The organism is Thalassospira sp. UBA848 (assembly GCF_002295455.1).
Taxonomy (GTDB): Bacteria; Pseudomonadota; Alphaproteobacteria; order Rhodospirillales; family Thalassospiraceae; genus Thalassospira.
In genome coordinates this window covers 1-22,898 of record NZ_DBGS01000098.1, presented here as the reverse complement: position 1 = coordinate 22,898, position 22,898 = coordinate 1, and the positions used below count along the sequence as shown (strand labels likewise).

The window sequence follows — 22,898 nt, the reverse complement described above, 5'->3', positions numbered from 1 at the left end:
ACGGGCCTTGGCCCGTGGTTTGACGGGCGGGTCTATAGTGCCGATTTCGTTGAAAACGGGAAACCGGCCCCGGATCTTTTCCTGCATGCGGCGCACACCATGGGCTATGCCCCGGGTGATGCCATCGTGATCGAGGATTCTGTTGCCGGGGTGACGGCGGCGCGGGCGGCGGGCATGAAATGCATCGGTTTCGTCGGCGGCGGGCATTATGCCGATGACCGCGAAGGGGCCAGCCAACGACTTTATGAAGCCGGTGCCGATATTGTTATTTCCGACATGTCGATGTTGGCACAGGCGATTGCGGTCTAACGCCGCTTATCGCTGGGTCAGAAGTTTCTGATATCGGGTCTGGCTTTGGCTGAGGTGGTCGCGCATCGCCTTGCGGGCGGTATCTTCGTCGCGCGCGGCAATCGCATCATAAATCCGGCGATGTTCACCGGTGATCATCTGCATATAGGCTTTTTGGTCCTTGGCTTCTGGCGGGCGGCGGCGCAATTGCGCGCGCGGGATGGTTTTATCGCCCAGATGTTCAAGGAATTCGGTAAAGCGGCGGTTATTGGTGGCAGCGGCAATCGCACTATGGAATTCGAAATCGGCCTGCTCGGTCGGTTCGCCTTTTTCAAGCGCGGTTTCCATCTTGGCCATGGCTTCGTAAATCTTGGTCTGTTGGGCGACGGAACTTCGCGTGCAGGCAAGACCGGCTGCCTCAATTTCGACCGCCATGCGCAATTCAAGAATTTCAAGAACGTCTGATACCTGCGCATAATCAACCGCAAAGATGGATGTCTCGTTGGTGCGGGCCTGCGGGGATAGCACAAAAACACCCGCCCCCTGGCGCGGTTCGAGCAACCCGTCGGCCTTAAGGGCCGCAATCGCTTCGCGGACGACCGTGCGGCTGACCCCGAACTGTTCGGTCAGAACCGGTTCCGTCGGCAGCTTGGTGCCGGGTTCACGTTGACCGCTTTCAATCTCGTGACGCAGGCTGGCGATGACTTTTTCGGTCAAAGAAACTTTGCGTGGTGTTCCTGACACTTGGGGCTTGTTCATTTTGCGTATCCGATAAATCCGGTGTAAAACAACTGGATATAAAAGTGACGGTCTGGCGTTGATCAATATTTGACGCCATTGGCACCATCGGGGCTTGTTTTGTAAACAGGCATGGTGATGCCGGGCATTTTCCATTGATTTGATTGAGTAATGAAACCAAATTAGTGAAGGTAGCCCCGAAAGTCATCATATGATTTTGGTTGGATTTGAGGCGTGCAGGAATGGCCAAAAAAGGCGACCCTGAATACCGCTGGAACAGCGGCCCCTTTCAGATCGGGATTGTGCCCGACGGCGGCGCAATATCGCGGATTGACTGGATCCGCCCGGATGGCAAAGGGATCATTAATTTATTGCGGCCCGTAACGCCCGAGGCGATTGCATCCGGCAATCCGTCAAATCTGGGCTGTTTCCCGATGGTGCCGTTTGCCAATCGACTGGCCTTTGCCGAGTTCGAATTTGATGGCCGCATCGTCAAGGTCCCGGCAAATCGCCCACCCAGCCCGCATGCCATTCACGGCTTTGGCCGGTCATCGCAATGGAACATTGAACGCCCCACGGTCGATACGCTGCGCTTCAACCACAAACATGACGATCCGCAAAGCGGCTTTGTTTATGTCGCCTGGCAGGAATTCAAGGTCACTGACGTCGATGTGACCGTTGAAATCGGCGTGCGTCATCTTGGCAGAACGCCGATGCCCTATGGCATTGGATTGCACCCGTGGTTCCCGGGCGGGGATGATGTATCAGTTGCCTTCATTGCATCCGATAGCTTTGCGACAGACGAAGACATGTTGCCAACCGCACGCACGGTCATTGATCTGGGGCGGGATTTCTCCGATGGCCGCATGATCCGCCATAACCTTGCGCTTGATGCCCATTATGCCGGTTGGCATCTTGAGGCCGATATGGTCTGGCAGGATGCCGGATACAGCGTGAAAATGATCGCCAGTGACAGCCTTTCCAACGTTCAGTTCTATATCCCCGAAGACGGCAAGACTTTCTGTGTCGAGCCGGTATCTCATGTGCCAAACGTGCATAACCGCCCGGAATTCAAGGAACACGGGGATCTGGTTGTTCTTGATAAAAATCAGACACTAAGCGGAACCATGACACTTGTGCCAAGTCTGCTTGAGCTGCCCGACAGCGGGTTGGTTGATGATGACGAGGTTGTCGGCATACCGGGTAATCGTGACTATTCACTCGTCGATTGAGCCGGGTTGATAGCATAAAGGGGCAGGGGCTTTACCGACCCGGATTTTGTCGATAAAACTTACAAGTAAGTTTTACAAGATAACAAGTCCGGGGGACGGATGTCGGAATTGCTTTTAAGGGTTCAGAAGCGCGAAAAGCTTGCTGACCAGCTTTATGGTCAGATCCTTGAACAGATCATCTCGGGCAACCTTGCCGAAGGCGCCAAGCTACCCTCGGAAAATGAAATCTGCGCGTCCTTTGGCGTGTCGCGCCCGGTTGTGCGCGAAGCTTTGCGCAAGCTGCAATCCGATGGGCTGGTCTATGCCCGCCAAGGGGTTGGGTCGTTTGTTAAAAAACGCCCGCCACAAGGCCTGATCGAGTTTGGTGGCATCAGCGATGTCGCGGGGCTTCTGCGCTGCTTTGAAGCACGTTCCGCAATTGAAGGTACAACGGCACGCATGGCCGCCGAACGGGCCAGCCCCCGCCATCATCGTGAAATCGAAAACGCGCTCAAGATGTTTGAAGACGGGGTTGCGGCCGGTGACATCGCCGACAAGGCCGATCTGGCCTTTCATATGGCGATTGCGCGCGCCAGCGGGAACGAAATCTTTGTTACCATCCTGAATTCCTTGCATGAGGTGATGTCCAAATCCATGCGTGTGGCGCTGAACATCACACGCGGTGGATCTGCGGAACGCGCCCAAAAGGTGCTGAGCGAACATCGACAGATCTATGATGCGATCATTGGCCATGACGGCAACAGTGCCGAACTCATGATGCGCTATCACCTGCATCAGGCCCGCCAGCGTGTCACTGATCACGCGCGCGACAAATAACCTGACCCGCAAAGTGCGCGACAACTGCCCGACGCAAGATGGTGTCGTTTTGATCCTGTGTGGTCTGTCTTCTCGACATGCCCCGCTTGAGGGGGGCAGGCGATCACAAACCCTGTTGACAAACAGGGGGCAGGAGCGGCACATCAATCACAACAAAAATGATCATATGAATACGGGAGTGTGTATGATGACGAGCGGCGTGACCTATCAGCCGGAGCTTCTCTCTGACGAGACGTTCACATTGGCAGAATGCCCGAACTGGGATGCGGCCAATAACCGGCTTTACTGGACAGATATTCTGAACTGCAAGCTGCACGCACAAGACATTGAAACAGGTGCGCGCAAGAGCTGGGCCTTTGACAGCGAGCTTGGTTGCTTTGGCCTGACCGATCAGGGGCGCATCATTGTCGCTTTGCGCAAGGATATCATCTTGCTTGATCCTGCCACGGATGAGCGAACCCCGCTGTGCCGTATCGAGGACGGGATCAACAGCCGCACCAATGATGGCAAGATCGGCCCGGACGGGGCGTTCTGGGTGGGCACCATGGATGACAATCCCGAAAAGATGCCGATTGCGTCGCTTTATCGCATTACGGCCGATGGCAAGGTTGAGGAAAAGGCAACAGGGTTCAAGATTTCCAACGGCATTGCCTGGTCCGCGGATGGATCAAAAATGTATCATTCGGACTCACGCGGGCCGTGGGTCAACCGCTGGGACTTTGATGTTGCCACGGGCAATATTTCCAACTGCACGCGGTACCTGGATCTTGATGATACCTTGGGCCGCCCGGATGGTGGCGCGGTGGATCTTGAAGGGTGTTACTGGTCGGCAGGTGTATCAGCAGGCAACCTTAATCGATTTGCCCCGGATGGCACGCTTTTGAAATCCATTCCGATGCCCATGCCCAATCCGACCATGCCGTGCTTTGGCGGGCCGGATATGAAAACGCTGTATGTCACCAGCCATCAGGAAAATTACAGCCCGGAAAAACGCGCCGAGTTCCCCCATGCCGGGAAGTTGGTCAAGCTGCGCGTCGAAGTGCCCGGTGTGCCGGTCCACAAGTTCCGCGAAAACGGTTAATCCGCGCTGCCATAGAAAACAAAAGCCATGCGATGTGATGTCGCATGGCTTTTTTGTTGGCGGTTTTGGTCGTCTTTGCGCTGCAATCAGACCTGTTTGATGTCGGCGCTTACGGTGCCAAGTCCTTCAAAGATCGCTTCGATCTTGCCAAATGGGGTGATGGTCGGCAGCGCACAGGCGCCAGTGGTGATCACATCCCCCGCCTTAAGGCTCTGGCCGCGTTTGGCAAGGAAGCCCACCAGATATTCCAGCCCGCCAAAGATTTCCGGCCAGGCATCGGGATCGTCATTGCTGGCAAGTATTTCGCCGTTGCTTTTGGTGGTGACTTTGCCGCCAATAAAGCCAAGGTCGCGCCAGCCTTCAATTTCCTGACCAAGAATGAAGTGGCTGGTCGAATTCAGATCAGCCAGCGTTTGAACCGGGGACTGCTTTTCATGATAGCGGCGATCAGCGATTTCGATGGCCAGATGCATGCTTTTGATATGATCAAGGATGTCGCTTGATGTGGCGTCCGGGGCAGGGGTGCTGTCCATGACAACCGCAATTTCGGCCTCGATATTCGGGAAATGGATGTCCTTGGTCGTCAATGTTGCGCCATCGCCAAGAATACGACCATCGAGCAACGGACCAACCAGCGGTCCATCTGCGCCAATCTTTTCCTGTGCAGCACGGGTCGCAACCGCAAGCTTCCACCCGGCTTGCGCAATCCCGACCTGTGCGAGGGTGGCGTCCTGAACGGCATAGGCCTCTTCAAAGGTTTTCGGTGCGATGCCCTCAGGCAGCGGATCAATCAGCGTGTGATTGGTAAAGGCATCGGCAAGGATGCGGCTTGCGGCGGTGATATCAGTCATTCCCGTTCTTCTTGGTTATGTCATTTAAATCAAACTCATGAACCCTGACCCTAGCGGGCTTTGGGTATAAAGTCATCATACCAATCACCCCGATTCGAAGAATTCACCCCGAAATTGCAGCTTTATACCAAAGTTGCAGTTGTCTGAGGGTTGGCTGAAACCCTTGTTTATCCGGGATTTCTGCGGTCGCAGAAAGATATCGGTATTATGTTTGACAAAGTGATATGATGAATTTATAGAATCGTCGTAGTTATTTTGACGCATTCAGACATTAGGGACGCTTGATGCATTATCTAGAGATGAAAAAGGCGATTGGCGCCGGGTTGCTTTCTTTTCCGGTGACGCCTTTTGATGCCAATGGCGCGCTTGATCTTGCGACCTACCGCGCGCATGTCAGCTGGTTGTCGCAATATCCGGCGACCGCGCTGTTTGCTGCAGGTGGCACGGGGGAATTCTTTTCCCTGACCCCGGCAGAGGTCGTTGAAACGGTTCGCGCGGCCAAGGAGGTTGCTGGCGATACACCGATCATTGCCGGCTGTGGCTATGGCACGGCAATGGCAGTTGATCTTGCCAAGGCTTGCGAGGACGCAGGTGCTGATGGCCTTTTGCTGTTGCCGCAATATCTGATTGGTGCCGAGCAGGAAGGCCTGTTTGCCCGCGTCAAGGCGGTGTGTGATGCGGTTGATATCGGCGTGATCGTCTATAACCGCGACAATTCCATCATCACGGCTGAAACACTCGCCAAGCTGTGTGAGGTTTGCCCGAACCTTGTCGGTTTCAAGGACGGTCACGGCAATATCGAAATGGTGACCAAGGTCTGCACCCTGATCGGGGACCGCCTGTCCTATATCGGCGGTATGCCGACCGCAGAAGTGTTTGCCAAGGCCTACAAGGCCGCCGGTGTGACAACCTATTCGTCTGCGATCTTCAACTTCCTGCCGCAGCAGGCCCTTGATTTTTACGATGCACTGACCCGCGATGACGATGAAACCATGGCGCGCGTGCTCAAGGAATTCTTCTATCCGTATCTTGATATCCGCAATCGCGGCAAGGGATACGCAGTGTCCATCGTCAAGGCTGGCATGCGGGTAATCGGGCGCGATACGGGCCCGGTGCGCAGTCCGCTGACCGATTTGACCGATGCTGAACATGACATGCTGGCGGATGTGATCCGCAAGGCTTATGGCGACGGTGCATTGCGTGCCCAGTAAGCCATTGCTGGTAACGCCAGTATAGACCTGCTTACGTCCCGGCAGGTGGTTCTGTCGGGGCGTGAATTGCGTGCCACGCTGACAATTGGGACACAGGAATTTAAAGGCGCTATTAGACTAGTTGTTAATTTTTCTTACAGTTGTGTTTACAAGTTCGCGATTGTAGGATTATATGACAAGAACAAGACCCCAAAAGGGCAACAAGGCTTTAACGCAGTAGACATCAGATTGTCTGGGAGGACCCAAAATGAACAAGCTTATCAAAACCACCACACTGACGATTGCGGCCGCAGCCGTTTCGGTTGCGCTGGCATCCGGTGCGCAGGCCAAGGAATGGCGCGGCTGGAATATTCATCCGCCGGAATACCCGGTTTCGACCGGCATGGAAGAATTTGCCAAGATCATTAATGAAAAATCCGGTGGCGACCTTGAAGCCAAGGTTTATCACGGTGGCGTTCTGGGCGATCAGCCCGATGCGATTCAGCAGGTCCGCCTTGGCGGTCTCGACTGGGCTGTTTTCAACCTCGGCCCGCTGGGTGAAGTTGCACCTGAAGCCAACGTTGTTTCGCTGCCCTTCATCTTCAAAAGCGTCGATGCCATGCATGACGTCATGGATGGTCCGGCTGGTCAGCAGATCGCTGATGGCCTGATCGAAGCTGGCCTGCAGCCGCTTGGCTGGTACGATTCCGGTGCGCGTTCGTTCTATAACTCCAAGCGTCCGATCAACACGCCGGCTGACCTTGACGGTTTGAAATTCCGCGTCATGAGCAACGATCTTTATGTTCAGATGGTTGATGCGCTGGGCGGCAACGCGACCCCGATGGCCTATAGCTCGGTCTATCAGTCGCTGAAAACCGGTGTGATCGACGGTGCAGAAAACAACTATCCGTCCTATGACAGCTCCGGCCACTTCGAAGCTGCCAAATACTACTCGGTAACCCAGCACCTGATCCTGCCGGAATGCCTGTGCATGAACAAAGCGCTTTATGACAGCCTTTCGGACGAAGAGAAAAAGATCGTCCATGATGCCGCTGACGCGTCGGTTGAAGTGCAGCGTGCTGCCTGGGCCGCCCGTGCAGAGCAGTCCAAGGAAAAAGTCATTGCTGCTGGCATCGAAGTGAACGAAATCGCTGACAAGCAGGCTTTCCAGGACGCCATGCAGCCGGTTTACGACAACTTCCTTGAAGCCAACCCGGATCTGGCCGATCTGGTCAAAGCCATCCAGGATGCGCAGAAATAAGACAGCATATTGAAAGGGCGGCGATTTTATCGTCGCCCTTCTTTCTGTGCGAGATTACTCTATTTTTGGTTTTGTTGCTGATTAATCATATTTCTGGCGGCGCATAGATGTTTTCCAGTTTCACCAATTTACTCGACCGTCTTGGCGGGGGAATCGCCGGGGTGCTCAACCTGATTGGCGGTTTGGCGCTTGTGGCCCTTATTCCCAGTTTTGCCTGGCTGGTGTTTGGGCGTTATGTGCTTAATGAAACACCGACCTGGGTTGAACAGGTATCCTTGATCTTGATCGTGCTGATCACCTTCCCTGTGGCTGCGGCCGGTATGCGCGACAACAGTCATCTTTCGGTTTCGTTTTTCCGTGATGCATTGCCGCCCAAGATTGCCGCCATTGTCGCCGCGATCAGTTACGCCGCCATGGCATGGTTTGGCTATTGGATGTTGATCGGTGGCATGGATCTGGTGGCCTTCAACTGGGCCAAGAAAATGCCGATCATTCATATTTCAGATGGCTTGCGATCCGTGCCCATGGCGGTATGCGGGGCCGGGATCATGTTTTACAGCGTGGTCCACATTTTCAAGATCATAGCTGGCTGGCAAAAAATTGCGCGCGCCAGTGTCTATCACGATGATTTGCTGAATAAGGACGTTGAATAAATGGGCATGACCATTCTTCTGGGCGTGTTTGCCATCGGTATTCTGATTGGCATGCCCGTTGCCATTGCACTTGGCGTTGCTGCCTTGGGGGCATTTTTCGTTGAAGGGCTTCCGACCCTGATTGCGTTTCAGCGCATCGGGTCCGGGATCAGCGTTTTCTCATTGCTGGCCATTCCGTTCTTTATCTTTGCCGGTGAACTGATGCTTCATGGCGGGATTGCCAGTCGGCTTGTGCAATTTGCCACGGCCCTGGTCGGTAACCGGCGCGGCGGCCTTGGCATTGTGAACGTATTTTCCTCGATGCTGTTTGGCGGCATTTCCGGATCGGCGGTGGCTGATACCTCGGCACTTGGGTCAATCCTTATCCCGGTGATGAAAAAGGAAGGCTACCGCGCGGATTACGCCGTCAACGTCACGGTAACATCATCGATTGCCGGGATCATGATCCCGCCCAGTCACAACATGATCCTGTATGCGGTTGCCGCAGGCGGGGGCATTTCGATTTCCAAGCTGTTCATGGCGGGCGTTGTGCCGGGCATCATCATGTGTGTGTTGCTGGGGCTTGCGACCTGGCTGGTGGCAATCCGTCATGGTTATCCGGCGCAACCGTTCCCGGGTTGGGCGGTGGTCGGGCGTACGGCTGTTCGCGCGCTGCCGGGCTTCTTTACGGCCGTGATCATTGTCGGTGGCGTGCTGAGTGGCGTATTCACCGTCACGGAATCCGGTGCCATTGGCGTTGCCTATGCGCTGATCATTACCGGGCTTGTTTATCGGGAACTCAGTTGGGCGGGCTTTATTGCCGCCGTCAAACAATCGGCCAAGACGACCGCCCTTGTGATGCTTCTGGTCGGGTGCGCGTCGGCCTATGGCTATATGCTTGCATTCTATCAGGTGCCTGATGCCCTGGCAGAGGCGATTACCGGTATCACTGACAATCCGATCATGGTCCTTTTGATGATCAACGTGATGCTGCTGGTTGCGGGCATGATCATGGATATGGCAGCCTTGATCCTGATCTGTACGCCGATCTTTCTGCCGCTTGCCATGCAGTTCGGTATGGATCCGATCCAGTTCGGCATGGTCCTGATGATGAATTTGGGCCTTGGCCTGTGTACGCCACCGGTTGGTTCGTGCCTGTTTGTCGGGTGCGCGATTGGTGGGGTGAAAATCGAAAAAGCCGTGCAGTCGATCTGGCCGTTTTATCTGGCGATCCTGACCGCGCTTTTGCTGACAACCTATATTCCGGCGATTTCAATGACGCTGCCGAACCTTGTGTTCGGGGCGAGTTGATCGCGGGCAAAACCGATATCAAAGAGGATACTTATGAAACGTTTGCTGATTACCGGTGCTGGTGGAAACCTTGGCAAGATTTGCCGCGAGGGACTTAAGGGCTATGCCGATGTCATTCGCCTGTCTGATATTTCCCCCATGGACCCGGCAGGCCCGAACGAGGAAGTCGTGCAATGTGACCTGTCAGATCGTGCAGCCGTGATCGAGCTGACCAAGGATGTCGATGGCATCATTCATCTTGGTGGCATTTCAATCGAGGCAGCCTTTGATGATTTGCTTCAGGCCAATCTGGCAGGCACCTATAACCTGTATGAAGGTGCCCGTCAGAACGGCGTTAAGCGCATCATGTTTGCCAGCTCCAACCACGCGATTGGCTTCCACAAGCGCACGACCAAGCTTGATGACAAATCCGAACAGCGCCCCGACAGCCTGTATGGCGTGACCAAATGTTACGGCGAAGCTGTGGCAAGCTATTATTACGACAAGTTCGATGTCGAAACCGTTTCTGTGCGGATCGGCTCGTGCTTTGAAAAGCCGCGTGATCGCCGCATGCTGTCTACCTGGATGAGCCCGCGTGACTTCATTTCCCTGATGAAGGCGATCTTTGCCGCCCCGATGACCGGTCATCTGGTGATGTATGGTGTGTCGGACAACAAATCGAAATGGTGGAGCAACGATCATGCCGAATTCCTTGGCTGGAAACCGCAAGACAGTTCCGAGCAATACCGCGCCGAGATCGAGGCCGCTTTCCCGCCCGAAGATCGCAAGGATCCCGCTGTGATCTATCAGGGAGGTGGATTTGCCGCCAAGGGCCATTTCGAAGACTGATCCAAGATCGTCTTTCGGCCTCAGAGCCGCCTAAAGCCAAGGGCCCGAACGAAATTCGTTCGGGCCCTTTTTGCAACAGGCAGGCACGTCAAAATGTTTTTCGGATGTCGACCGCTAGCCTTGCAGCAACCGCAACAGGTTTTGCGGCATCTGGTTGGCCTGGGCCAGCATTGCGACGCCGGACTGGACCAAAATCTGTTTGGATGTGAAGGCCGTCATTTCGGCTGCAACATCCAGATCAAGCAGCGTGGAGCGTGCGGATTCCGTATTTTCCTGCGTCGATGCAATGTTTTGCGCGGCAAAGTCCAGACGGTTCTGGGATGTGCCAACTGCAGCACGGGCACGTTGCAAGTCATCAATCGCACGTGTTACGACTTCGACTGCGTTCTGGGCAGCAGCCGCAGTGTTGATAGCGTTGGCGCCAAGGTCTTCCAGCGTTTCCTGACCGAGACCAGATGATCCCAGCACTGCAGAGTCAACAGCGCTCAAGTCAATCGAAAGACGATCATTGGCGGTGTTGCCGCCACCGACCTGGAATTCAATTGTGTCGGAAAGCTGCTGGCCCTTGTCCTCTTCCATGAAGAAGAACTGGCCTGTGGATGTATCAATGCCTGATCCCATGAAATCGGTATTGGCCGAGTTAAAACCGAAATCATTGGAACCTGTGGTGCCCGCTCTGACGTAGTCAACTGAGTCCGAGAAGTTGGTGTTTACTGTAATTGACAGGCCCAGTTCATCAAAATTGAGCATCGTGTTCTCGCCAGCGGCAATGGATCGTGATCCGCCAGTCGCGGCAAAGTCAGTGACGTCGATTGATTGGGTCCGGTCTATCGCGCCATCGATCGCCACCAATACCGTCATAATGACCTGATCGCCGCCAATTTCCTGGATCCGTATCTCCAGCCCGTTATCGTCGACACCATCTTCAGCGGCGTCCTGTGCCCAGTAATTGTTGTCCGTGATTGCGAACCGGTCAAAGCCGAAAGCGGGCGTGAGCGCTTCATTGGCGGCGGCAGGTGTGAGATTGATAGCAACATCCCCCCCATCGCCAAGCAGTTGAATGCCATTGAAGTTGGTCGAGGACGCGATACGGTCGATCTCGTCACGCAACTCGACAAATTCGTCATTGAGGAAACCACGTTCGACGTCGGACAGGTTGCCTGACGATGCCTGTACGGCCAGTGTTTTCATCCGGACGAGAACGTCGTCAATCGTGGCCATGCCGCCATCGGCAATCTGCAACATCGAGTTGGCTTGCCCGACATTGACCGAGGCGGTTTTAAGCGCCTGCGTCGTCGCGTTAAGGCGCGCGCCAATTGCCATCGATGCCGCATCGTCGCGTGCCGAGACAACACGCGTACCAGCTGACAGCTTTGAAAGCGACTTTGTTGCCATTGCATCAGACGCAGTCAGATTGCGATGCGCAACATTTGCCGCATAGTTCGAGATAATGTTGAGTGCCATTGTTTTTCCTACCTGGAAAGTGGCGATGGTTTACTACGTGTAAAGTTCGCAATTAATTCTAGAGCGAGAATAACAACTATAAGTGAAATACCCTCTTGTCGAGTAAAACCTAATTTACACGACAGATAAACAGTATCCGCCTATTCGTTAGGATGGGTTTTGGGCGGCTATTTTCGATTAATAGAGTGCGAAGCGATGCCGTTCTGAGAGCGCATGTGGGTTTTCTGTGCCGGGACTCGCATCTTTGCACTCTGTCATCAGAACTGATCCAGCACAGAGTTGGGGCCCAAATCGTTCGTTGTTGTGTGACGAACAGAGCAAGATTTTCGTATCGCGATGTCGGGTTTCAAGCCGGGGCCGTTCCGTCGGGGAATGTCGAAGAGGGCGCATGCTTTTTGAATTGACGCATGGTCAGGATTGCTTATAAGCATAAATGAAAATGATAACAGTTATCATTATCGAATTCTGGATGTGTGGCTATGGCGGTCTGTGACCGTTCCTGGGATAATCTTTATCAGCAATATCATGATCGGTTGTTGCGACAGGTGCAGAAATATCTGCCCGCGCGCGACGAAAGTCATGATGTGTTGCAGGATCTCTATGTGCAATTGCGCCACCGGAATATCGACCCGGATGAAATCGCCAATCCGCCAGCCTTTCTGATGCGCATGGCGACCAATCTGGCGATTGATGCCCTGCGCCGGAACAACCGCAACCCGGTTGAATTCACCGACCCGGTCGAAATCAGCGAGATGGATGGCGCAGGTAGCCATTCTGTCACCCCGGAACAGATCAGTGCAGATCGCCAGCGCCTTGATATTGTGCGGCGCGCGATTGATGACCTGCCGCCACGCTGTCGCGAGGTGTTTTTGCTGTGCAAGCGCGATCATTTCAGCACGGCAGAGGCTGCAGACCAGCTTGGCATTAGTCGCAATATGGTCGAAAAGCATTTGCGTCAGGCGCTAGGACATTGCAAACAGGTGTTGGCGCGCCATGAAAACTAAACATCCTCTTTTGCGCTGTCCGTTCGTCACATATACAACAGCACCATCAGCCAGAAGCCGGGTTACGACACTGCCATGACCGAATTCCGCTATCCCGACGACTGCCAAAGCAATGACGACATTGCTGACTACTGGGCTGTACGCCTTGATGATGTGCAACTTACCGCTTCTGAAGAAATCGCCTTTGAACGCTGGCAGGCTTCTGATCCGCAAAATCCTGCGCGCCTGATCCGCGCCCGTCAGACATGGCAGAGCATGGAAGTCGCAGCGTCAGAGCTTTCTGGCATGGATGATCCTGCCAGAAAACCACCGGCATCAAAGCCGGACCATCTTGGATTTGATAGCGAAGCCGTTCGCCGCGATCTTGAACGGCTGGGCGCGCTAGAAGGGGGCAATGGCCGTCTGCCGGGCATGCGATCCGCCAAACGTCGCGCCCGCCCGATGCTGGCGATTTTTACCATTCTGTTGCTGCTGGGTCTTTGGGGCTATTCCGCCTTTCAGCCCGATGCCGACCTGATCGCCGCAGGCAATCCCGGTATTGTCAGCGAAGTCCATGAACTGTCTGACGGATCACGCATCTCGATGGAGCCGGGCACACGCGTTGCCCTGGCGTATGGCGATCAGTATCGTGATCTGACCGTCCTTGAAGGCGGCGTGTTCATCGAGGTTGCCAAGGACAGCACACGGCCGCTTCGTATTCATCTGAACAAACTGACCGCAACGGCGGTCGGCACTGCATTCAGTGCATCGAAGTGGGGCGGGCATGTCCGGGTTGAGGTGTCCGAGGGCACGGTCGATCTTGAAAGCCGCACGGCAAAGCTCGCACGCCTGGCCGCGGGGCGGGCATCCTGGCAGGATGCGGATGGCGATATGCATTATGGCACCGTGACACTGGATCGTGTCGCAGCTTGGCGGGATGGGCGCTGGGTGGTCAATGACATGCCAATTGACGAACTGTTGGCCCGTCTTTCACCGCTTATGGATGACCTGCGCTTTGTGCGCGATCCGCGCATGGACGATATTACCGTTTCGGGCAGTTTCGATCTGACCAAACCGGACGGGGCCTATGGTGCCATTCTGGCGGCTTATGGCCTGACGGACCGCGCTGTTCCGGGCGGGTTCAGAATAATTTCAAAAAAATAGAAAATTTAACCTCCTCATTTCGCGGGGGCGTTCGTCATGAAGGTAATAGTGATTTGCATTATTATTTTCATGCGAAGGGGTTCAAACGTGAATATCGAGCATTTTGGGCAGACCGTTAACATCGGAATGTCCCGTCTTTTGGGGACGACGGCACTTGTTGCGACACTGATGATCGCATCCGTCCCGCAGGCTTTGGCACAAAGTTCGGCTGATACCGCACAGACGGTTTCGGTCGCCGCAGGTGATCTGCGCACCGCCCTTGATCAGGTTGCCGATCAGTTTGGGTTGCAGCTTGTTGTGCAGGGCGATCTTTCCGGGATGGAAAGTGGCAATCTGTCCGCAGACATGTCTGCGCGTGATGCTTTGCAAAGCCTGCTGTCAGGGTCGGGTTACGGGTTTGAGTTCGTCTCTGATGACAGCGTGGTCATCCGCCCGGTCAACACCAGCAGCAACGCGTCACAGGAAAACCTGATCCTGCCGGAGGTGGTTGTGACCGCCACCCGTTCACGACGGTCGATTGCCACCATGTCGCCGTCGGTTGTTGTAATCGGGTCTGATCAGATCGAAGCCCAGTCGGCCAAAAACAGTGATATCACCAATGTCATTCGCAACAATGTGCCGGGCTTCATGTTTGATGACCAAAGCCTGATCGCCAGCACGGAAACCTTCCGTGGCCGCGATGTACAGGTGCTGGTTGACGGGGTCGCGCGCAACACGCCGCTGCGCAACAGCAGCCGTATCCTTTCGATGATTGATATCGCGCAGGTCGAAAGCATCGAAGTCATTCCGGGCTCGAACGCGATGAACGGCGATGGTGCGACGGGCGCGACGATCAACATCATCACCAAGACCGGTGAAGTCGGCAAAAACGTGTTTGTCGTGGATGGGCATGTCAGAAGTTATACCGACGACATCGGCGAAAGCTTCTCACCGTCTCTGACGCTTTCGGGCAGTGGCGGCATCGGCGCAGTTGATCTGGCCGCCAGTGTGACCGGTTCAAAAACCGGCAATGCCTACGACGGGTATGGCAATCAGGTGCCGTCAGACGCGATGCTGGGGCAGGGCGGTTTCGATAATGCCGAAGACCTTAATGTCTTTGGCAAGGCCGGGGTGACCGTTGCCGATGGCCATCGCTTGTTCCTGTCCTCGGAAGTTGTGCGGTTCCGTCAGGATATCGAATATTATTCCGATCTTTCGACCGATCCGGTTTCGGTCAATTACGACAGTCCCTATCTGGCGCAACCGCTTGAAGATGAAAGCCAGTATTTCACTGTCGGGTATGAGTTTGATTTCGGCAAGATCGGCGTCGGCGACCTGAAGCTGTTTTACAATGACAGCTACAAGCAGGCTGCGCGTGCTGAATATCACGCCACCTATAACCCTGGGCTGGTTTCGCTTGCCAGCAATGGCGCGATCGAAGATCCGCTGGGCCAGTCGGTCATTGATACCGTCAAATACGGTGTGAAGTTCTCGACCGACACCAACCTTGATGCCGCTTATGAAGGTCTGACCCTGACGTGGGGTGGGGATTTGACGTTTGATGACGTCAAATATCGCACGGTGAGCGACCGAGATATCGGTGCGCCGATGGAACAGGACGGCAAGGCGATCTTTGCCCAGCTGTCAGCACCGGTAACCGAGTATGTCGATCTGTCAGGTGGCGTGCGTTACGAGGAATATGACCTGACGGTCAGGGATTTCAGGCGACCGAGTTACATGCGTTACAACGCTGGCGTTGCGCAGCAGATCCTTGCTGCCGCGGATTTCACGGGTGGTCAGACGACCTATGATGCGGTGACTTTCAATGCGTCGGCGGTCGTTCACTGGACAGACCGGATTGATACGTCATTTAGCTATAGCGAAGGATTTTCGGTGCCGGATGTCGGGGCCTATACCCGTCGTGCAGGGCTTACGGGCACGTCTATTCCGCTTAACTTCGACGACATAGATGTCGAGGCTTCCAAGGTCAAAACCTATGAGGTGGCGGCACGCTACGACGGAACCGATTTCCGCTCTACTGCGGCGGTTTACATGAGCACCAATGACCGTGGCGATAACTATGACAGCTCGACCAACAAGCTCAGCCAGGAAAAGGAACGCATCATCGGGGCGGAACTGACTGGCGAGTATGATATTTCGGACGATACCTATATCGGGGCGTTGGCATCCTATGTCGAAGGCCGTTATGACACTAATGAAGACGGTGATCTTGATAGCTGGCTGCCCAATAACCGCATTCCATCCCCGTTCCGCTTTACCGGCTATGTCGACAGTTACGTCTGGGGTGACCTGAATATGCGCTTTGACGGGACCTATACGGCGGGTCGCTATCGGATTGAAGATGAAAAAATCAAGCCGAGCCTGGTCTTCAATCTGTCGGGCAACTATCCGCTGCTGGGCGGCACGGCCCGTTTCGGGATCGAGAATATTCTTGATACCAGCTACGAAAATCCGGCTGCGACGGCACTTCGCAATTACCCGGTTGCGGGTCATGGCCGCACGATCACGATTGGCTATCGCCGCGAGTTCTAGTCGCGATCTGGCCCATTACGGCCTGCCACATTGATGCGACCATTCTTGGGACCAGTGGCCCGGCGGAGCTCCCGCCGGGCCAATCGCGCACGGAGAAGGCAATGTTCCGATCATCAACACCGCAAAGCGATATCGTTCTGTTTGAAATGATTGATCAGCAAAGTGACGCGGACGGGCAGGCCTATATCGCCGCCCTTGATGCATTGGCTGAACGCAGTGAACCGGCCATTCTGATCTTTCGCGTGGCGGGCTTTATCAATCAGGATCACGACATCCGCAAACAGGCCGCCGCATGGTTCAAACGCAACCGTGACCGGCTGAATGTGTTTGCCAAGGGGCTGATCCGTGTCGATGAAGGCCATCATCACAGTGATGATGATCACGATCATGCGGGTGGGCATGAAGACGCAGAGGACAGCAATTTTGTCCGCATGCTGCCATTTCCGGTAAAGCGGGTTGCGACGCTGGATGCGGCATTCGCCCTTGCCCGTGATTGGCCGGCGTCAGGCAGCTGATTGATCGGACGAACGGATGTCTTATAAGGCTTGGAATGTGATAAATGTTCATGTTATGTTCCTTATGGGCAGGGTTGCATAACAGGATTTAAAAATGATCAAGGGAAGCTGCCTGTGCGGCAAGGTTACGTTCGAAATTTCCGGGGAGCCGTCATCGCTGAGCTATTGTCACTGTTCGCGCTGCCGCAAGGTGGCGGGTGTTTTCTCTGCTGTGGTGATTGGCAAGGCGGATGATCTTCATATGTTGACCGGCGAAGAGGTGATTGGTCGTTATCGCGGGCCGGACGCAAAGTTTGATCGCTGCTTTTGCAAGGAATGCGGCACGTCGCTTGGTGATTTGGCATCGGGCGACATTTATGTCGTGGCGGCGTCCGCGCTTGATGACGATCCGAAAATTCGCCCTTCCGTGCATATCCATACGGCGTCGAAACCTGACTGGTATGACATCACGGATGATCTTTTGAAGTTCGATGGCGACTATATCCCGCCTAGTACCTAATCCCGATACGGCCAACTGAAACAGGCGTCATGGGATATTATGACGCCTGTGATCACCTTTTGCGGACGGCAAGAATCAGGAAGTATCCCGTACCGATCAGGGCGGCGATCAAACCGGTGGGGAGCTGTGCCGGATAGATCATGTTGCGCGCCAGCCATTCGGCAACCATCATCACATTGACCCCGATCAGAACCGCGCCCAGCAAATGCCCGCCTGCAAGGCGGTAACCCGCGACGCGCGCAAGGTGCGGGGCCATCAGGCCAACGAAGCTGAGCGGTCCGACAAGAAGCGTTGCACTGGCCGCCAGAATGGCCGCCAGCAACATCATGGCAAACTGAAAGCCCGAAATACCAAGGCCCAGGGATACGGATTGATCCGTGCCAAGGGATGCCAGTTCAAGCGGACGCCGCAAGGCAATTGCAAGGATCAGAAGCGCGCCGGTGACGCCAGCAACAATCATCACCTCGTCCATATTGGTGAAATAGGTCGTCCCGGCCAGCCACGACATCAGCATCGATGTTTGTGTGCCGCTTCGCGTCAGAACAATACGCACCATCGCGCCCAGAATGGCGGTCATGGCAAGACCGTTCAGCAACATGTAATGCGGTGCATGGGTGAATTTGCGACAAAGGGCAAGCAACACCAAAAGCGATGCAATCCCCCCTGCAGCACCGATCACCATCAGTTCCGCCCGCTGTCCGAAACCGAAAATCGCCAGCGCCAGGATCATGGCAAGGGCGGTGGCCGAACTGACGCCGGTGATTTCCGGACTGGCCAATGGGTTGCGTCCGACGCGCTGAATAAGCGTGCCTGATACCGCCAGTGCGGCCCCGCAAATCATCGCGGCAAAGGTACGTTCTGATCGCCCGATCAGGATATCAAGGCTGCTGTCCTGCCAGCCCAGAATGACAAAGCCGTTGCCATCAAGCGAAACGAACAGTGAAAACACAACACCGATCACAAGGCTGACGGCAAGCGCAATTGATAATGCGGTTTTCGACATAATCTGTCGGTCACTATGCTGATCATAGTTTTGGTTACCCGGCATGATGCGCGCCTTGCGCAACATAAAGATGATAAACGGTGCGCCAAAAAGCGCGGTGGCTGCCCCGGTTGGCAAGGGATCACCACCAAGTCCATTAAACTGGCGCACCACAAAATCGACGATCAAAAGGGCAAAGCCCCCGGTAAACACCGAATAGATCATCAAATCGCGCGACCGTGACAAACCGGCAATGCGAAGGGCGGCCGGGATGGCAAGCCCGACAAAGCCGATCATGCCGGCCGCTGAAATAACGGATGCGGTGATGAATACGGCAAGGCCAAGGATCAGAAGGCGCAGAACCGTGACCTTTGCCCCCAGCGAACTTGCCGTGTCATCGCCAAGGGCGAGAAGATCAAGCGGGCGCGACAGGGCCAGAATGGCAATCATGCCCATCAGCACACGGGGCCAGACGAACTGTGTATCCTCCCAGCCGTTCTGGGCCAGATCACCGGCCCCCCACATGAAGATCGATTGCAGATATTGCTCGTTAAACAGCAATATGATCTGCGATCCGGACTGCAACAGCAGATTGACGATCATCCCGGCGAGAATAAGCCACAGCGTCGCATTGCCGCGATTAGCGGCAATCAGATAGACCGCACCGAGCGCAATCAAGCCCCCGGCAAGGGCAAAGGCCTCCTGAAACATGGCAAGCGATGCCGGGGCCAGCAGGACAAAAAGGGTCAGGGCAAATTCAACACCCGCCCCGACGCCAAGGGTTGTTGGCGATGCCAACGGATTGCGCAAAACTGTCTGGATGGCCGCACCGGCAATCGCCAGCCCAGCCCCACACAAAAACGCCATTGCAAGGCGGGGCAGGGTGCTGAAATGAAACAGGATTTGGTCAAAATCGGTTTCATCCGGGCTGAACAGGGCCTGTGGGACTTGGCCGTTGGCAAGATAGGGCCAGAAATCAATCACCAGCACGACAAGGGTCAGGATGCCCATAATGCCTGTCAGGATGGCTGGAAGGGAAAGGGGGCCTCGAAGGTTCGCATTGCGCGCTGCCGCATTGCTCATTGTTGCGGGCCGCTTTCAATGGTTTCGGTCAAAAGCCGGGCAAAACGAAGCGCAGACGGCACCCCGCCATAGGCCCAGACGACGGGGAGCTCATAAACCCGGTTGTTGCGGCTGAAATCCATCACCTTCCAGATCGGGGAATTCAAGAGCTTATCAAGGATCACTTCGGGCACAGGGGTGGTATAGACCAGCGTTTCCTTGGCATAGGGCGCCAGAATCTCGAGCCCACCACGACCAAAGCCCCACTTGTTGACTTCTCCGTCATAGGCAACCGGCACGTCCATTGCCGTCATCACCGAACCGGGCAGGGAGGTATCGGCAAAGATGCCGACATTGCTTTCATCAAAGAAGAAAACAACGTTGATCTTCTGATCCGGGCCAATGGCGGTTTTCACGCGCTTGCCATACTCACGCAGTTTCTGATCAACGTTTTCCAGATGGGCTTGGGCCTGTGTTTCGCGCCCGGTGGCCCTGGCGATTTTGCCAAAGACCTCGCGTGCGGTTTCAAAGGCCGGGTTCTTGCCGTCAAACAGCTTCAGTTCCAGAACCGGGGCGATTTCGGCAAGTTTTTCATACGCCATGCCGATATCGGGAACGGTAATGATCAGATCGGGTTTGGCGGCACGCAGCGCTTCGAGGTTGGGTGATGCGCGCGGGCCAAGATCAACAAAGCTTTCGGGCAGATCGGGCTTGGCAACCCAGTCGACATAATCTTGCGGATCGGCAATGGCGACCGGATCAAGGCCAAGGGCAATCACGCTTTCGGTAAAGGACCAGTTGATCGTCGCAATCCGCTTGGCTGGTGTATCAAGCTGCAAGATACCGCGTTCATGTTCGATTTCTATCGGATCGGCCATGACGGGCGACATGGTTGCGCCAATCAACGCAGCACACAGCAAAACCGGGCAAACAAGCGCGCGCAGGATGATCATGCCGGGTAACCTTTACGAGCCGTTTGCGGTGCTGTCCACGCCCGTCACCGCATCGGCCAGCAATTCGGCAAAACGTGCTGCCGACAACACCCCGCCAAAGGTCCAGCTTGCCGGGATGGCATGGACATTGCCATTGCGTGCAAAGGGCATGGCCTTCCAGATCGCAGAATTAAACAGGGTTTCGCGTGTCGTCGGGGCAATCGGTTCGACATAGGCGAACTGCACATCCCCCATCTTGGCCAGATCGGACACATCGCCATTGCGAAACGCCCAGCCATTCACTTCTCCGTCCCACGCATTGGCAAAGCCCATGCGGCCAAGCACAGAGCCAAACAGCGACGTCTTGCCATGAATGCGGAAATGCGTGTCATCAAGGATGCGGACAATGGCGAATTTCGCATCATTACCGACATGATTGCGAATGCGTTTTGCGGCGGCTTCAATCCGCGCATTGACCGATGTAATGACGTCCTCGGCTGTGTCCGGTTTACCGGCCAGTTTGGCGATATTGCGCAAAAGCGCCTCGGCCCGGTCAATCGCGGGTTCGTCGCTGCCGGTGTTATAGATCGAATAAACAAGGGTCGGCGCATAGCCGGACAGCTTTTCCTGCGCCATGGCGACATCTGCGCTGATCAGGATGGCGTCCGGCTTGGCATCGCGAAGCGCCTCGAAATTCGGTTCGCGGCGGGTGCCAAGATCGGTGAAACTCTCGGGCAGTTCCGGTTCCACCACCCAGGCGCGGTATCCATCCGATTCCGGAATGGCGACCGGATCAATGCCAAGCGCGATCAGGCTTTCGGTCAGGGCCCAGTTTGAAACGGCAAAGCGGGTCGGGGTGGTTTCAAGGGTGACTTCGCCCATTTCATGGGTAAAGGTTTCCTCCGCGATCACGGGCAGGGGGGCAAGGGACGCGATGGCGGTTCCGGTGGCGATTGCAAGGCCAGCTAAGGTGCGACCTATCCAAGGCGTAAACATCATGATTTCCCTGATCCCTGTTGATGTGGAGAAGAATTGGTGCCTAGGCGACATAGCTGATGAAGCGGTCCGGGTCGGTCAGTTGAACGACGTCGATGTCGGTCTGAAAAATGTCGCGCAACGTTTCGCCATGCATGAAGTCGCGCGGGCTTCCCCGCCAGCAGGTTTGTCCGCCCCGCAGTGCCAGAATGTGATCGGCAAAGCGTCCGACCATGTCGATGTCATGCAAAACGGCAATGACGGTCAGATTGTTCTGATCCTTAAGGTCGGCGACAAGTTGCAGAATGTCGCGCTGATGGCCGACATCAAGGGCCGAGGTCGGCTCATCAAGTAGCAAAACCGGTGCATCCTGGGCGAGCAGCATCGCAAGCCAGACCCGCTGGCGCTCCCCACCCGAAAGGCTTGCGACCAGCCGGTCGGAAAATGCCATAACGTGGGTCAGTTCCATCGCCTGATCGATTTTGGCGTGGTCGGCGTCACGGTAACGGCCAAACGCGCCGCGCCAAGGATAGCGGCCAAAGGCAACCAGTTCGCGCACGCTTAAATGCGGTGGCACAACCGGATTTTGCGGCAAATAGGCCACCTTGCGAGCAAAATCGCGCGTGCCATGAACAGCAAGGTCATGCCCGTCGAGCTGGATTGTCCCGGATGCCGGTTTGTTTTTGCGCGCCAGCAGTTTGATCAGCGTGCTTTTGCCCGATCCGTTATGGCCGACAATCGCGCTGAACGCCCCGGTCGGGAAACTGATCGAGATGCCGTCAAGCAGCGTCTTTGGCTTTTTGCCATCGCTTTTGAAAGCGACGTCTTTCAGGTCGAACATGGAAGGTAAACTCATGCGCCGGGAACGAAAACCGCGCCATCACCAAGCGGTGAACAACTGACGCGCTGCATATTTTGAGAATGCTTATCAATTACCTGTCGCGAATGCAACCAAGTTGCGATTGCAAGGCGCGAAATTTGCAAAAACTTGCATAATCATCATATTAAATGACTTTTCAGATCGCACCTTTCCGGTTAGCAATATCAGGGTGTATTGCAGTTAATTTGCTTCGCACACCAACAATAATTGTGGTCGCACCATGCAGTTTGCCGCGATATGAATGATTGCAGATTTGCAAGGCTGAAACGCATCCACATCGTCAACACGGAGAAATCATGTCCAACGTCAAAACCGTTTTGCCAAACCTGCGATGTAAACTTGGCGAAGGCCCGCATTGGGATGCCGAAGATGGTGTTCTGTATTGGGTCGATATTATTGGCAAAACCGCTTATGCGTTGCGCCCCGATGATGGCGGGTCGCGCAGTTGGGCATTTGATCAACCTGTTGCGGCCATTGTCCCGCGCGAGAAGGACGGGCTTTTGATTGCTCTTGCGGACGGGCTGGCCTTCCTTGACCCGGAAAGTGGTGAAACCACGCCGTTTGTTGCGCCTGATAGTGACAATGCCGGCAACCGGTCAAATGAAAGCCGGGTCGATCCAAAAGGCCGGTTCTGGCATGGCACCATGCAAAACAATATCGGCCCCAATGGTGAAGACCTGCC

The 22,898-nt window shown here is 55.1% G+C and carries 22 protein-coding genes; 15 read left to right on the top strand and 7 right to left on the bottom strand.

The features are described 5' to 3' along the window. On the top strand, positions 1–309 hold a 309-nt coding region (locus B2R48_RS13905; protein WP_297001475.1), incomplete at its 5' end, for an HAD family hydrolase. Positions 310–315: 6 nt separating this feature from the next. Here B2R48_RS13905 and B2R48_RS13900 read toward each other — a convergent pair. Beyond that, on the bottom strand, positions 316–1,047 hold the full coding sequence (locus B2R48_RS13900; RefSeq protein ID WP_062955660.1) for a FadR/GntR family transcriptional regulator: 732 nt from the start codon (positions 1,045–1,047) through the stop codon (positions 316–318). Between the two features lie 221 nt (positions 1,048–1,268). Here B2R48_RS13900 and B2R48_RS13895 point away from each other — a divergent pair, with 221 nt between their 5' ends. The 3 genes from B2R48_RS13895 (at position 1,269) to B2R48_RS13885 (ending at position 4,155) form a co-directional block, all read left to right on the top strand. Continuing rightward, positions 1,269–2,258, top strand: a complete 990-nt coding sequence (locus B2R48_RS13895) for an aldose 1-epimerase (RefSeq protein ID WP_213474752.1) — start codon at positions 1,269–1,271, stop codon at positions 2,256–2,258. Between the two features lie 99 nt (positions 2,259–2,357). Next, positions 2,358–3,074 (top strand): FadR/GntR family transcriptional regulator, encoded by a 717-nt coding sequence (locus B2R48_RS13890; RefSeq protein WP_062955662.1) that lies wholly within the window; start codon positions 2,358–2,360, stop codon positions 3,072–3,074. Positions 3,075–3,258: 184 nt separating this feature from the next. After that, entirely contained in the window at positions 3,259–4,155 is an 897-nt protein-coding gene (locus tag B2R48_RS13885; protein WP_297001471.1) for an SMP-30/gluconolactonase/LRE family protein, read from the top strand. Positions 4,156–4,241: 86 nt separating this feature from the next. On the opposite strand, the gene B2R48_RS13880 is transcribed toward B2R48_RS13885, so the two are convergent. Beyond that, positions 4,242–5,006 (bottom strand): 2-keto-4-pentenoate hydratase, encoded by a 765-nt coding sequence (locus B2R48_RS13880; protein WP_297001468.1) that lies wholly within the window; start codon positions 5,004–5,006, stop codon positions 4,242–4,244. A 284-nt stretch (positions 5,007–5,290) separates the two neighbouring features. Between B2R48_RS13880 and kdgD the strand changes: the two genes are divergently transcribed. The 5 genes from kdgD (at position 5,291) to B2R48_RS13855 (ending at position 10,228) form a co-directional block, all read left to right on the top strand. Beyond that, positions 5,291–6,217, top strand: a complete 927-nt coding sequence (gene kdgD, locus B2R48_RS13875; protein WP_297001466.1) for a 5-dehydro-4-deoxyglucarate dehydratase — start codon at positions 5,291–5,293, stop codon at positions 6,215–6,217. Positions 6,218–6,464: 247 nt separating this feature from the next. Further along, a complete protein-coding gene (locus B2R48_RS13870; RefSeq protein ID WP_297001463.1) occupies positions 6,465–7,457 on the top strand; it encodes a TRAP transporter substrate-binding protein in 993 nt (330 codons plus the stop codon). A gap of 107 nt (positions 7,458–7,564) precedes the next feature. Further along, positions 7,565–8,110: a TRAP transporter small permease gene (locus B2R48_RS13865; RefSeq protein WP_062955666.1), complete on the top strand. Its 546-nt coding sequence runs from the start codon at positions 7,565–7,567 to the stop codon at positions 8,108–8,110. Beyond that, the gene (locus B2R48_RS13860; protein WP_062955667.1) at positions 8,111–9,400 is read left to right on the top strand and encodes a TRAP transporter large permease; all 1,290 of its coding nucleotides are present in this window, start codon (positions 8,111–8,113) and stop codon (positions 9,398–9,400) included. A gap of 33 nt (positions 9,401–9,433) precedes the next feature. After that, entirely contained in the window at positions 9,434–10,228 is a 795-nt protein-coding gene (locus B2R48_RS13855; RefSeq protein ID WP_062955668.1) for an NAD-dependent epimerase/dehydratase family protein, read from the top strand. A gap of 114 nt (positions 10,229–10,342) precedes the next feature. On the opposite strand, the gene B2R48_RS13850 is transcribed toward B2R48_RS13855, so the two are convergent. Next, entirely contained in the window at positions 10,343–11,692 is a 1,350-nt protein-coding gene (locus B2R48_RS13850) for a flagellin (protein WP_297001458.1), read from the bottom strand. A 479-nt stretch (positions 11,693–12,171) separates the two neighbouring features. On the opposite strand from B2R48_RS13850, the gene B2R48_RS13845 reads away from it, so the two are divergent. The 5 genes from B2R48_RS13845 (at position 12,172) to B2R48_RS13825 (ending at position 17,385) form a co-directional block, all read left to right on the top strand. Continuing rightward, positions 12,172–12,696, top strand: coding sequence for an RNA polymerase sigma factor (locus B2R48_RS13845; protein WP_297001456.1), 525 nt, complete (start codon positions 12,172–12,174; stop codon positions 12,694–12,696). Positions 12,697–12,771: 75 nt separating this feature from the next. Next, positions 12,772–13,839, top strand: coding sequence for a FecR family protein (locus B2R48_RS13840; protein WP_297001453.1), 1,068 nt, complete (start codon positions 12,772–12,774; stop codon positions 13,837–13,839). 87 nt (positions 13,840–13,926) lie between these two features. Further along, complete coding sequence (locus B2R48_RS13835) at positions 13,927–16,371, top strand: TonB-dependent receptor domain-containing protein (RefSeq protein ID WP_297001451.1); 2,445 nt, start codon at positions 13,927–13,929, stop codon at positions 16,369–16,371. Between the two features lie 101 nt (positions 16,372–16,472). Beyond that, a complete protein-coding gene (locus B2R48_RS13830) occupies positions 16,473–16,886 on the top strand; it encodes a hypothetical protein (RefSeq protein ID WP_297001448.1) in 414 nt (137 codons plus the stop codon). Positions 16,887–16,980: 94 nt separating this feature from the next. Further along, positions 16,981–17,385, top strand: coding sequence for a GFA family protein (locus tag B2R48_RS13825; RefSeq protein WP_297001445.1), 405 nt, complete (start codon positions 16,981–16,983; stop codon positions 17,383–17,385). A gap of 52 nt (positions 17,386–17,437) precedes the next feature. On the opposite strand, the gene fhuB is transcribed toward B2R48_RS13825, so the two are convergent. The 4 genes from fhuB to B2R48_RS13805 are packed head-to-tail and all read right to left on the bottom strand — an operon-like array spanning position 17,438 to position 22,177. Then, complete coding sequence (gene fhuB / locus B2R48_RS13820; protein ID WP_297001442.1) at positions 17,438–19,450, bottom strand: Fe(3+)-hydroxamate ABC transporter permease FhuB; 2,013 nt, start codon at positions 19,448–19,450, stop codon at positions 17,438–17,440. Next, positions 19,447–20,382, bottom strand: a complete 936-nt coding sequence (locus B2R48_RS13815) for an iron-siderophore ABC transporter substrate-binding protein (protein ID WP_297001440.1) — start codon at positions 20,380–20,382, stop codon at positions 19,447–19,449. The genes fhuB and B2R48_RS13815 overlap by 4 nt, the downstream gene beginning before the upstream one ends. A 12-nt stretch (positions 20,383–20,394) precedes the next feature. Beyond that, complete coding sequence (locus B2R48_RS13810; RefSeq protein ID WP_297001437.1) at positions 20,395–21,360, bottom strand: iron-siderophore ABC transporter substrate-binding protein; 966 nt, start codon at positions 21,358–21,360, stop codon at positions 20,395–20,397. Between the two features lie 40 nt (positions 21,361–21,400). Continuing rightward, a complete protein-coding gene (locus B2R48_RS13805; protein WP_297001434.1) occupies positions 21,401–22,177 on the bottom strand; it encodes an ABC transporter ATP-binding protein in 777 nt (258 codons plus the stop codon). Between the two features lie 335 nt (positions 22,178–22,512). Between B2R48_RS13805 and B2R48_RS13800 the strand changes: the two genes are divergently transcribed. Further along, the coding region (locus B2R48_RS13800; RefSeq protein WP_297001431.1) for an SMP-30/gluconolactonase/LRE family protein at positions 22,513–22,898 on the top strand (386 nt) is incomplete at its 3' end.